The organism is Streptomyces phytophilus, from assembly GCF_013870535.1.
GTDB classification, from domain to species: Bacteria; Actinomycetota; Actinomycetes; order Streptomycetales; family Streptomycetaceae; genus Streptomyces; species Streptomyces phytophilus.
The window spans coordinates 1-11,897 of the sequence record NZ_JACBXC010000079.1 but is presented as its reverse complement, the minus strand read 5'-3'; the positions used below and the strand labels follow the sequence as shown (position 1 = coordinate 11,897).

The 11,897-nt window shown below is 71.5% G+C and carries 11 protein-coding genes and 1 pseudogene; 6 read left to right on the top strand and 6 right to left on the bottom strand.

Translation table 11 applies throughout. The features are described from left to right. The 6 genes from H5J30_RS07305 to H5J30_RS07280 all read left to right on the top strand — a co-directional run. The coding region (locus H5J30_RS07305) for a hypothetical protein (RefSeq protein ID WP_220188634.1) at window positions 1-219 on the top strand (219 nt) is incomplete at its 5' end. A 1,034-nt stretch (window positions 220-1,253) separates the two neighbouring features. After that, window positions 1,254-1,526: a hypothetical protein gene (locus tag H5J30_RS07300; RefSeq protein WP_181786334.1), complete on the top strand. Its 273-nt coding sequence runs from the start codon at window positions 1,254-1,256 to the stop codon at window positions 1,524-1,526. Window positions 1,527-1,545: 19 nt separating this feature from the next. Beyond that, window positions 1,546-2,361, top strand: coding sequence for an SPDY domain-containing protein (locus tag H5J30_RS07295; protein ID WP_181786339.1), 816 nt, complete (start codon window positions 1,546-1,548; stop codon window positions 2,359-2,361). Window positions 2,362-2,421: 60 nt separating this feature from the next. Then, the gene (locus tag H5J30_RS07290; RefSeq protein WP_181786333.1) at window positions 2,422-3,804 is read left to right on the top strand and encodes an IS110 family RNA-guided transposase; all 1,383 of its coding nucleotides are present in this window, start codon (window positions 2,422-2,424) and stop codon (window positions 3,802-3,804) included. 432 nt (window positions 3,805-4,236) lie between these two features. Next, on the top strand, window positions 4,237-5,223 hold the full coding sequence (locus tag H5J30_RS07285) for a DUF6884 domain-containing protein (RefSeq protein WP_181786332.1): 987 nt from the start codon (window positions 4,237-4,239) through the stop codon (window positions 5,221-5,223). A gap of 1,136 nt (window positions 5,224-6,359) precedes the next feature. Continuing rightward, window positions 6,360-6,668, top strand: coding sequence for a hypothetical protein (locus H5J30_RS07280; protein WP_258563161.1), 309 nt, complete (start codon window positions 6,360-6,362; stop codon window positions 6,666-6,668). Window positions 6,669-6,958: 290 nt separating this feature from the next. Here the strand turns inward: H5J30_RS07280 and H5J30_RS07275 are convergent, their stop codons facing one another. The 6 genes and pseudogenes from H5J30_RS07275 to H5J30_RS37795 all read right to left on the bottom strand — a co-directional run. Next, window positions 6,959-8,698, bottom strand: coding sequence for a relaxase/mobilization nuclease domain-containing protein (locus H5J30_RS07275; RefSeq protein WP_181786331.1), 1,740 nt, complete (start codon window positions 8,696-8,698; stop codon window positions 6,959-6,961). Then, window positions 8,695-9,324 (bottom strand): plasmid mobilization protein, encoded by a 630-nt coding sequence (locus H5J30_RS36515; RefSeq protein ID WP_309505458.1) that lies wholly within the window; start codon window positions 9,322-9,324, stop codon window positions 8,695-8,697. Before H5J30_RS36515 ends, H5J30_RS07275 begins: the two co-directional genes overlap by 4 nt. After that, window positions 9,315-9,509: a hypothetical protein gene (locus H5J30_RS07265; protein ID WP_220188633.1), complete on the bottom strand. Its 195-nt coding sequence runs from the start codon at window positions 9,507-9,509 to the stop codon at window positions 9,315-9,317. The genes H5J30_RS36515 and H5J30_RS07265 overlap by 10 nt, the downstream gene beginning before the upstream one ends. Further along, on the bottom strand, window positions 9,506-11,023 hold the full coding sequence (locus H5J30_RS07260) for a hypothetical protein (RefSeq protein WP_181786330.1): 1,518 nt from the start codon (window positions 11,021-11,023) through the stop codon (window positions 9,506-9,508). The genes H5J30_RS07265 and H5J30_RS07260 overlap by 4 nt, the downstream gene beginning before the upstream one ends. Beyond that, on the bottom strand, window positions 11,020-11,661 hold the full coding sequence (locus H5J30_RS07255) for a WhiB family transcriptional regulator (protein WP_181786329.1): 642 nt from the start codon (window positions 11,659-11,661) through the stop codon (window positions 11,020-11,022). Before H5J30_RS07255 ends, H5J30_RS07260 begins: the two co-directional genes overlap by 4 nt. A gap of 130 nt (window positions 11,662-11,791) precedes the next feature. Further along, window positions 11,792-11,897: pseudogene (locus tag H5J30_RS37795) on the bottom strand (zinc finger domain-containing protein); the annotation flags it as partial.

Sequence of the window (11,897 nt, the reverse complement as noted above, 5' to 3'; positions counted from 1 at the left end):
GGCGGTGAGCCGGTGGGCGGGCGGGGCGGAACTGCCCGGCGGAAGGCGGACATGGACCGCCAGATCATGGGCAAGTGGCCGCGGATCGGCACCGCACAGGCCGGGAAGATCGTGACGGTCCTCCTGGAGGACACCTGTTACCGCGTCCTCGACGGAGACACCGAGCTGTCCACTCAGCCAATCCGTCCAAGACCTAGTGGGACCTCACACCATCACTGACCTGGGGGTTTGCGTGAAGACAGCGACTGAATCGACCGAAGCCCGGGATTGATTCATCTGTTGGCGCTATTCTGAATGACGATGCGGTTCGACTCTTAAGGCTTTCAGTCATGAGTGATTGGCTCTAGGCGATAAGAGTCCACTCCGCGTCAGAGAAGGAAGGAGGCCGCCCCCTGACGGAGGCGGCCTGGGGCCGGACGACTGCTTACCAGGCTGGTGCGTCCGCCCGCAGACGGGCCTGAGCCGGAGCTCTCACAGGTTCCTCCAGCAGTCGAGCACGATGCGCACGACTGTGGCGAGGAACGTGAGGAACCCCCAGCTCGGGCCCTCTCCCTTGTGTGGTTTGCGGCGTTTTCCCATGTGGCCTCCTCTGTTGGACAGTCGGGTGTCCAGAGGGGCTCCACGGGTACCGCTCACCCGCAACTGGCAGCCTACGGCGCGTGGTTGAGCGGTGTGTACCGGATCGCTGATCCTGTGGGTAACGCCGCCGGGCGGGCCCGCACTTGTACAGCGCTCCTCAGAGACTGACCAGCTCGGCCCCGCGTCACGCTCGCCGGCACCGCTCGTCGAGAAGCACGGACGCACGGCGTCCTCTCGCGCCGTGCGGAGGTCGCCACGTGGGCCGCCGCCGGGCGGTAGGCGGCAGAGCAGCGGCCCTTTGCGGATTTCGGGCGCCGGTCTCGGTGCGAGGGCGCACTGCGCGCCGCTACCGACAGACAACGGTCGGACGAGGGCTGGGTGAGTCCGACGGTGTTGCGAGCCCCGTGTCGGTTCCTGGTCTCCTGACCACCGATCCGGGTACCCCGTGGCCGGGAGAGACGGTCGCCGGCCCAGGTGGACGCTGGCGGAGGAGTTCGCCAGGGGCAGACAGGAAAGATCGCGGAATCACTGGCCAAGTGGGTTGCGGCCATGTCAACATCGACGACCTTGCCGACACCTCCAGGTCAGAGAGGTGATTGCTCGTGACCGCGGCTCATGTTGGCAACGGTTGTTCGACCAGTTCCGAGGCTTTGCGGCCGGGTGGGTGCCCGGAGATGACCGTCGGTGATCTCATCGACTTGCTGTCCGCCTGCGACCGGGACGCCCCGGTCCGTCAGGCGATGAACCCGTTCTTCCCGATGGCCCACCGCCTCGCGCAGGTGGTGCCGTCCGTCGACGAGATGGGTCGGCCCGTCGTCTACCTCGCCGAAGGGCGCGACGAGGACAGCCAGCTCGGGCATCTGCCGCCCGAGGTCGCGGTGGTCCTGGCCTGGCAGAGCCCCGTCCAGCCGCCCCCGCGAGGTCCCCGCCGCACCGTCGGCGGTTGAACCGCAGCCGACCGCCCTTCTGGAGGCGCCCCTGTATTCCGGCTTCCCGCTCGACCCGTCCGATTCGACCGGCGGGCAGCGTGCCTACTGGGTTGGTCCTCGTCATCTGGCCGGTGACGACGGCCGCCTCTACGACACCGTCGCCGACGCGCTCGGCGGCCTGGGCTGGACGAGCCTGACGATTGTCCGGGGGCGGCAGGTGCCGGAGGAGGAGCCGGAGGACCGCCAGGTCATCCGCAGCACCGTGCTGCACATCAGCGCGGACTCCCTGTGCTGGGCCCAGTGGATGCTGGCGGACGAGCCGTTCCATCTGGGGGATCTGCCGATCGCCTGGCAGGTCTCCGCCCGTACGGACACCAGCGGCCCGGCCCAGTGGTCGGCCTACTTCACGCCCGACGTGCCCGGCGAGGCGGTGGCCGACTTCCTCACCGCCCTCGACGCTCGCCCTCACCCCGCGGTGCCGCATGTTCGCCCCGAGTTGGTCCTCGACGCCGTCACCGCCCACGGGTGGCGCCGCGACGCCGACCAGGGCGCGGGGGCGACGGATCCCACGTTCATCTCGCACGTCAGCCTCGGTGAGGTACCGCCCCTCATCCAGGACGCCGACCCGCGCACCCTGACCACCGGCCTTGACGAGGCGGCACCCGGTGGATGGCAGGCGTGGGCCCAGCCCGCACCCGGCGCACCGTGCCTGTGGGCGGCGTCGTTCTCCGCTTCCGTCCCGCACGACCTCGTGGCCGCGTTCGCCGCCTCCCTCAGCTCGACGGCGTCGGTCCTGCGCCGGGTGGTGCCCGAGGCGACCCGCGAGCGGCTCCTGTGGACGCCCGCCGGCTAGGACACGGGGTCTGGCTCGCCGTCTGGAAACGCTCTTCGTTCTCCGCTGGGAGGTGGTTTGTTGCTGGTCGCCGGGTGCGACTGGTCGGATCGGTGGCTCGACTTCGCTGTCCTAGACCGGTCTGGGAAGGTCGTCGGGGAAACGCGCATCGTCTACGCCGAGAGCCCGGACCCCGTCGCCCACTACCGGGAGTTCCTTGCGCCGCTGTCGCGCCGGTGGCGTGCCACGGTGACCGGCATCGAGGACGTGAACCTGGTGTTCGCCCGGGCGCTGGCGGCGTCGGGAATGAAGGTCGTGCAGGTGGACCCCGCTCGTGCCGCCCGCCACCGCGCGGCCCTGGGGACCGCCAAATCTGACCGCTTCGACGCGCGGCTGATCGCCTCGATGACCCTGGCGGGGGAGAGCCGTTCACTCGTGGCCTCCTCGCCGGAGGCACAGGCACTTCGGATCGTGGCGCACGCCCACCGCGCGGCCGTGGCCCACCGCGTCGAAGTCCTGCACGCCCTGCGGGCGGCGTTGATGCGGATCTGGCCGGCCGCCGTATCGGCATGGCCGACCGGCAGCGGAGGGCTGCGCAGCGGCCAGGCACGAGCCGTCCTGGCCGCTGCCCCCACTCCCCGGGCCGCAGCCCGGCTGGACCGCGCCACCCTGGCCGCCCTGCTGAGCGCGGCAGGCAGGCAGCGCAGTGTGGAAGGCGAAGCCGAGAGACTCCATATGATCTTCAGCCGCCCCGCGATGCTCCTCGACTCCCGTGTCGAAGACGCCGAGGCCGTGCACATCCGGCACCTGGTCACCGCGCTGGACCAGGCCGCCGCGCGAACCGACGCCCTGCAGTTCGAACTTGAGCAGCACTACGCCGCCCATGCGTATCACCCTCTGGTGTCCCGCATTCCAGGGGTCGGCGCCATCCTGGGCGCCTACCTGCTGGCGGAGATCGGGGACCGGCCGGTCGAACGGTTCGGCAGCGGACGCGCGCTGGCCGCCTACGCCGGCATGGCCCCGGTCACCTGGTCATCCGGTCAGACCTTGCGGGTTTCGATCCGCCGGGCGTCCTCCAAGAACCTGCGCAGCACGCTTCACGTGCTGGCCTTCTCCCTGATCAACCACTCTCCGGGGGCCCGGTCGTACTACGACCGGCACCGGTCCGCCGGTGCTGGGCACGCCACAGTGCTGCGGAAGCTCGGGCGCAAGTTCCTCCTGAGCGTCTATCACTGCATGGCCACCGGCACGCCGTACCAGGACACCGTCGCCTTCCGCTCCACCCCCGCCCAGGACGGTACGCCCGCGCGTCGACGGCCAGCACCGCTGAACGACAAGCAGATCGCCCGCGCCCGCGACATGCTCGCCACCCCCGGCACCACCGTCACCGCCACGGCACGCACCTTCGGGGTCAGCACACAGACGATCTACCGGCACGTCCTCGGCCGCTCCCGGCCACGGTGACCGGCGGCCGACACCCACTCGATGCGAGAGCGGAGGCGTTCACCGTCCGGCGGTGAAGGCCCCCGCTCTCGGCCGGAGCGGGAGAGGCGGGCGGACCGCGGTACGCCCGATAACCATCTCCGGGCCGTGAGCCCTCACGTGGGAATGGCGCCCACGGACCCCGCCCGCCTCGCCGAAACCCCACGCGCTGACCGTCCGCCTGGAGGCGAACCGGAACACCTGGGCCGCCCGGCACCCCCGGGGATCCCGCGCCGGCCTTCGCCACGACGGAGCCGACCACATCGTCCGCCCACCATCAGCTCTGCCATCCGTGGACGAAGCCGACGCCGCGATGACCGCGTACCCCAACGCCGGCCACCGCCCCGCCGCCCGAGAGACGCCCCCCCCATCCACATACCGGCCGCACCCCGGCCACAGGAAGGCGACGAAGCGATGACCCTCACCCCGACCGGCGCACGCATCCTCAACGCCCACGACAACGGCCTCGTCGCCGGCCACGGCGCCGCGCTCGCCAAGCTTGAAGCCGACGGCCTCATCGCCCCGCACCGCGGCCCAGGCGGCACCCACCGGCTCACCGAGAACGGGTGGGCCGCCCTGGGCTCCTGGCGGCAGGCCAACCCCCGGGCCGATACCGGCACCGGCCTGCCGTCCCTCCCGCCGAAGCTGTCCGCCAAGCAGCACGAGGCGGTGCTCACCGCCGCGCAGCGCCCCGACCAACTCGTCGCCGGGCGCGACGACCGCGCGTACTGGAAGGGCGAGCCGTGGTTCAACGGACGCACCCTGGCCGCCATCCACGCCGCCGGGTATGCCGCGCCCTTCCCGCAGCCGTGGCACCACGGCGATTACGACTGGGGGAAGACCATCGGCGGCTCGTTGTACCTGACCTCCGCGGGCCGCGAGTACGCCCGGCTGCGCGGGAGTATTGACGTGCACCGCCGCAAGGTGGTGATCATCGCCTGCGGGGACAAGAAGCGCCCGATACCCGAGGGTCAGCGGCACGGCTGGCCGGCTGGCGAGTTGTACACCGGGCGCTATCACCGCTCGCTCCGGGCCGCCGCCGACGCGCTGACTCACCCGGACCTGATCCTCATAGCGTCCGCTTTCCACGGGCTCGTCCCCTTGGACCGGCCGCTGCACCCGTACAACGTAACCCTTGGCGACACGCGGGCGGTCACCGCGGAGGAGATGGCCGGACACACCCGCGGCTGTGGCCTGTTCGACGCCGACGTGGTCTTCCTCGGCGGCAAGGACTACGCCGACCTGCTGCGGCCGTCCGTCCCGCACCTCCTGGCCCCGCTCACCGGGCCGATGGGCGAGCACCGCAGGCTGTGCCGCCAGGCCCGGGAGAACCCCGCGCTGCGCGAGACCTGGTGGGTGCAGGCCGCCGCGTTGTGCGAAGAGCACCGGTCGGCACCCTGACCGGCCGTGCGGCACCACCGCGGAGAGGACCGTGCGACCAGAGCACGCACTTCCCGTCCCCGCCGCCGGCACCCGGGTTCTGTAGGCGAGCAGGGCTCCCGACTGCCCAGAACTCGGCAAAGCCCGGTCTCCCGTTCGCGGGAGGCCGGGCTTTCCGCATGCCCTCGCGGTGTTCCTCACACCCGCAGCGGCCTACGGCTCCCACAACGATGCGGCACATCGCAGGACCGTCCCTGGTTCCCGGTGGTCATCCGGGCGGACAGCGCCCATGGTCTGTGGCAGCGGGCCCGCGCGCCAAACTGATCAACGACAACCGGAACGTCCGACGACTTCAACGCGGGGCGGCGGGTGATGGCCGACGGTACGTCGCCGGCTCGTCCAGCCGTGGCCGAACGGGGCCCCCGGTCGTCTCCAGGCCGTCGCTGTCCGGAGCCACTTCGCCCATTCTTTATGCCACTGGCAAGTTCCGAACGATCGGAGTGCCGGGAAGGTCGATCAATAATCGACAGATAGGAACGCACATAGAGCGTTTGGATGTCGCCCTCTTGCGTCGTCGGTCGAGATCTGGCGAGAAGCGGAGACTTTCCGGTCGACGGCGTAGGACGGTCAGATATGCCACCTAGGGTTTGACCGGACGGCTGATCCTTGCCAGTCATCTCCCTCCGGTCGGGGGAAGGAGGTGAGATATGAGGCAAGGAGAACCGCCGGACTATGCGTACTGGAGCCTGCTGATCGCCACGGGCCAGCTCTACCTGGACCTGATCGGTATCGGTTGGCTCAGCCGCTAGTCCGGCGGCACCGTTTGCGGGTCGGCCCTTCGGGGCCGGCCCGTCCTGTGGGGCGGCGCCTCCACGCCACTTTCAGGTGGAGTGTAAGCGCCACTTGCAGTCAGGCTACAGGTTGCATTGCAGTTCTAGAGCTTCAATTGCAAACCCAATCACTGCCGCTACTGGACTTGAACTCGTGATGTCGGGTTCATCGCGGGCCGACGTGCGTCAGATGGGTGCCCTGACTTGCCGCACTGGATGTCCGAGTACGTCGCCGGTGGCGGTCAGTTCCTCGTCACTCGATTCGTCGGGCGGGAAGCTCCTCCCGGCGACGCATTGGACGGCACCGCCGCACGCAGCCCGTGAACCATGAACCTCGCCGACTTCCGCGCCTGGATAGCGGCCGAGGTCTTCAACACCGCGATCACCGAGGAGCCGATGATGGACGAGCCCACCGACCTGCAGTGCCCCCGGTGTCCCGACCTGCCCGAGCCGCTCATCTGCCTCGGCCACCCAGCCGGGACCACAACCGCCAGCGACGTGCCCGCCGCGCTCCTTGCCCTTGACGCGGAGCGCGGCCCCGCCGAAGACGCCCGCCGCCGCGCCGACGGCACTGGGCTCACCGACACCCAGACCGCCGCCATGCTGCGCGCCCTGGCCGAGGAGACCGACCGATGACACCCCCTGTGTCAGCCTGAGGCCCTGCGTCAACCTCAGGTCGCTTTGACGAGCGGTGACGGGACCCTACTGCGACATCTGCCAGGGCCCCGGCCGCCCCGACGCCTTGACCACGAAGTCAGTCGGGCCAGGTCAGAGTGCTGAAACCGGCTGACTTCATCGTCGAAGGACAGTTGTGAACAACCGCTGCCGGTAGTCGTGAACAAGGCCAGCGGGTCTCCGGCTCGAAGGTCTGCGGTCCGCGGGGGTGGTGCCGGTGGCCGTCGAGCTTTCGCTTGGGCCGTTGCTGACTATGACCTGGTGGTTCGGCTGTCGGAGGGTGCCGTACGTGCTGCTCGACGCGGAGAGGGCCTTGGCGTGGGTGGCGAGTTCTGTGTGGCGTTCGTGGCGGGCTCTGGCGTTTCCAGGGGCAGGTTTGCCGTGCGGCGAAGCCGCCATACGAGAACGTCGCTGACGGAATCCGCGGTGCCCAGTTCACGGCGGCGGGCGGCCCGGGCCAGCAGGGCGGTCGGGTCGTGGCCGGCACGTTGGGCGTCGGCGAGGGTCGCCGCGAGTGCGTGCCACCCGGGTTCGGTCAGGATCTGCTCGGCCAGTTCCGGCAGCGCCTCGCGTAGCTGGGCGGCGTGGTGACGCTCCTGCGGTAGAGGAAGGCGCCGGCCGCGCTGTGCCAGAGTCGCCAGCGGTGCGGGGGCGGCGGCCCGGTAGGCGGAGCGCAGGTGTGCGGCAGCCTGGCGGGCGGCGGCGGCCTGCTGGGCGTGGCCCTTCTTCGCGTGCCAGTGCGCGGCGGCGGTGATGAGGAAGAACAGCATGTCGATGGCCATCGCGGTCGTGGCGCCGTCCTCGCCGTAGCCGAGTGCGGGACCGCCGTGGACGAGGTCGCGGGCGGCCTGGCGCAGCGCGCGGTCGTGTCCGCGTACCGCTCGGATGTGGGAGCGCGAGGCGCGTTCGAAGGCGGTGGCCGCGTCCCGCAGTTCGCGGCGGGTGTGGGCGGCGGACGTCGTCGCGAGCGCGTCGAGGACTTCGCCGGCCGCGGCGATGTGAGCGGCAGCGACCGCGTCCGGCCCGCTCTCGACGACGAGCACGGCCTGCCACGAGGCAGATGCTGCCTTCCGCCGGGCGGTCGCCGGTGCGCCCGGCCCCGTCCGGTCGTCGTCTTGCAGCCGGGGGTTCTGGCCGCCGTCCTGGTGCGGGGCGTCGCCGGTCCAGCGTTCCCGGATGCGGGGGAGCGAGAGGTCGGGGGCGAGGCGTGCGCCGGGGTAGAACACCGGCTCGCCCTGGGCGTTGCGGTCGTCGGACAGGGCGACCTTGTAGCCGAGGAGGTCCCCGGAGGGCGCGGCACGAGTTCGGATCAGCAGGCCGGCGTCGGCGAGCCGATCGAAGAACTCGGCCTCGCCGGTCGTGCCAGCTACCGCCAGCCGGACGGTTTCGCGGAGTTCTTCGCGGGCGGTACGTTCGCGGCCCTGGCGCATGGCTTTGTGGCGTTCGGCCCTGGTGGGCCGCTGTGCCGCGGTGCCGTCGCCAGGGGCGACCTGGTGCAGGCCGAGTTCCTTCTCGATGAGGCGGGCTTCGGCCTGTGCGCGGGTGCCGGAGCGGTAGTCGTCGGGGCGGTGGCCGTCTTCGGTGACGAGGGTGGCGACGATGTGGATGTGGTCGTCCGCGTGCCGTATCGCGGCCCAGCGGCAGCCGGGCTGTCCGCCGCCGGGGTCGATGCCGGTGGCGGCGACGATACGGCGGGCGATGCCGGCCCATTCCTCGTCGGACAAGACCCGGTCCCTGGGGTCGGCGCGCACGGAGGTGTGCCACACGTGCTTGGCCGGGCGGGAGTGCCGGGCGAGGGCCATCACGGGCTGGTCGAGGAGTTGCTGGAGGTCTTTGAGGGTGGCGTTCGGGTCGCGGCCGGGGTCGGGGGACATGCCGTCGAACGACGCGACGAGGTGCGGGTCGGTGTGCTCTTCGGCCTTGCCGGGGCCGTAGAGGTAGGCGAGGAGTCCGATGGTCCGCGAGCCCGAGTCGTTGACGCTGGGGATCACGAGCTGCGGCGCTCGATGAGCCGTGCGGCGGCTTCCTGCACCGTGTCGGCCGCACGCTGTACGGCGGCGACGGCCGCTTCGAGCTGGGGGGCGTCCGCTTGGGAGTTGAGTGCCTTGGCGGCTTGGTTGAGGTTGCTGCCGGCCCAGCCGAGACGGCGTCGGCAGTCGAACAGGGCGGTGATCACTTCGCGTTCGTCGGCGATCTCGGCGCTGGTGCGATCGAGGTCGCGGGCGGCGGCGAGCGCGGAGCGGGCGAGGAACCCGGCGACGGACAGGTGGCACCGGGCGGCGGCGGACTTGATCAGGGCGAATTCTTCGTCGTTGAAGCGGGTGTTGGGCTGGTGCAGGCGCTTCTTCTCGGGCGGCTGACGCGGGCGCTGTCGCGTGCGGGTGGCGCGCTGTCGGCGGGCGCGGCGGTCTGACGGCTTCTCCTGTTGTCCCGGCTTCGATCCGCCCTCGGTCGAAGCTTGCTGGACCTGCGCCCCCCGGTGCAGGTCCGGGCCCGCCCCCTTGGGGGCGGGTTCGGCGGAAGCGTAGCTTCCGCCCCAACTTGCTCGCCCCGAGACCGAGTTGACTTCGCCCTCACGTTGGGGGGTGTTCCTGTTCGGGGCCGTCATCAGCCGCATTCCGGGCAGCGTGCAAGGTGGCCGTTGAGGGCGCGGGCCATCCGTGCCTTCATCGACGCGGCCTGTGTTGCGCTGCATCTCGCTGCCGGCCGGCCTTTGTGCCGGGCGGAGTGGGCGGTGAGGTAGCCGATCTCCCGCTCATACTTCGCCCGGAGGGCGGCAAAGCCGGCGCAGGTCTTGATCATGTGGGGCCTTTCGTCGTCGTGGTGTGGTTGTCGTTGCGCAGTTCGCGCAGGGCGAGGCTGAGTTGGGAGTTCCGGCCGCCTTTGAGTCCTTCGCGGCGAAGGATCTCGCGGAGCTGGACGCGGGTGATCGCGGCGTTGCCGTCGCGGGCGAGCAGGGCCGGGACGTGGGGTCGCACCTGCTGGACGAGCTGGTCCACCGGCAACGGCGGGTCCTGAGGGCGCTGGGCGTGGGGGGTGCGGGACCGGCTGCTGCGCTTGCCCCGGTTCTTCTTCGTGTTCGTCTTCTTGCGCCGCCCGGTCCCCGGTCCCCGGTCCCGGCCCGCTCCCCGGAGGGTGGTGGGCTCGGTCCCCGGGTGGTCTTCCGCGGGTGCGGGGACCGGTCCCGGCTCTGGCGTATTCGCGGTCCCCGGTTCACGGTCCTCGTCTCCTGCGCCGGTCCCCGGGTGGTGTTGTGCGTGTGCGGGGACCGGTCCCCGCGGCGGGTTCGGTCCCCGGTCCCCGGCCTCGCTCGGAGCGTGGGGACCGGGCGCGGGGACCGACCGGTCCGGGACCGTCCGCGGGTTGACCCAGTTATCCATGGGACCGGGGACCGGTCCCCGCAGCCGGTTCGGTTTCCGGTCCCCGGTGGCGGGGACCGTCGGTTCGGGGACCGCGGCGCCCGGGGTGCCGGCGGTGGGTGGGGACCAGGGGGAGGGGAGGGGGATGGTGGCGAGGGCGAGTGCGTGGCGGCGGGCGGCGAGTTGGCTGAGGAGGCGTGCGCGCTGGTGGGGGTCGGTGCCGGCGGCGGCTTTGCCGAGTGCTTTCGACAGGCGGCGGGTCAGGCGCCGACCGCGGCGGCTGTGCTGCTGTTCGGGCGTCTGCTCGGCGAGGCGGGCGGCCAGGGCGACCGCCCGATCGGTGGCCCGGTCCCGGGTGATCTGCGCGGCGTCGCGGTCCCGTGCCGCGATACCCAGCCGGGACAGCAGGCGTTCGCGGGCTTCCCGCCCCAGGGTGGCGATCAGGGAGCGGGAGGCGGCGCCGGGGGTGCGAAGGCGTAGTTCGATGCCCATGGCCAGATGCCACAGCACCGCTGCCATGATGGGGCCGACGAAGGCGCGGACGGTGCCGCCGACCGGGCCGCTTTCGGCGTAGGCGGGGATCACCTGCACGCCGGTGATGATCCAGACCAGGGTGCCGGGCAGGCCGGGTGCGCCCTGGGTGCTCAGGTTCTGGCGGGCCATCAGCGCGGTCGCGAAGAGCGCCAGCTCGGCCGCGGCGAACATCGCGGCGCGTTCGGCGGTGCCGGCCATGTCGAGGTAGTCGGCGGCGAACCGCCAGGAGGTGTCGGCGCTGTAAGCGGTGCAGCCGAGGGCGGCCACCGCGGCGATCGTGACCGCCGCGCTGCCGCGATGTACATGGGTCTTCCGCCGCCGGATCACTCGGACGGTCACCACCATGGCGAAGACGGCGAGCAGTGCGGTGGCGACGAAGAGATCAGGTTCCGGAGGGGAAGCAGAGGGCAGGGCCGCGGTCATATGGCCTTTCCATCAGGGGCGGATGCGGTGGTCGATGCGGCTGTGCGGGGTATCGGCTGCCGTGTACGGGGCCTGCTCGGGGCGGGAGCGTCCACGGTCGGCCTGGTCTTGTGCCGCTTCCTTTTCGGCTGGGGGACGCCGTAGGTGCGGTCGCGGTCGAAGACCTTCAGGGCGGCTTGCCGGAGCAGGTCCCGGGCGTGCCGGTGGCTGATCTGCAGGGCGGCGGCGAGCCGGTCGGGCCGCCAGCCGCGCAGGTAGGCGTGGTCGATGACGAGCTGCCGCTCGGCCTCGGTCAGGTGCACGTCGCGTCCGACGAAGAAGGCGCGCACGCGCCGGTAATCGAGTCGCCGGCGCAGCCCGTCGTGCCACGGGCGCCGCTCGGCCTCGGTCAGCCCGCCCCAGATGCCGTCCTTGAGGCCGTTTTCCACCGCGTAGTTCAGGCAGTCGGTGCGCACCGGGCACAGGGCGCACAGCTCTTTCGCCTCGGCGATGGCGATGTGGTCCCGCGGCGGCGGGAAGAACACCTCGTCTGCGTCCTGCGGGGACAGGCCGTAGCACGCGCCGCGGCTGTGCCAGCTGGTGTCGGCGATGCCGCGCAGGCCGGTGGCCGGCGCCTCGTGGGTGGTGATGTATCGCAAGGGAACGGTCTCCGATGGGCTGCGCTGGGCGGACGCGACGTCGGGCACCGCTGCGGAACCACCAAGGGGTGTCGCAGCGGAGGTGAGGGGATATCCGGGCCGGGGAGGCCGCCCGGGTCTGTGCGGTCGGTCAGGAGGCCGCGCGCTGTTCGGGGTGCTGTTCGGCGGCGAGGTCGAGGCGGCCGGGGTGGGGGGTGGCGCGTGGTGCGGTGCCCCGGGCGGAGCCGTCGGGGCCG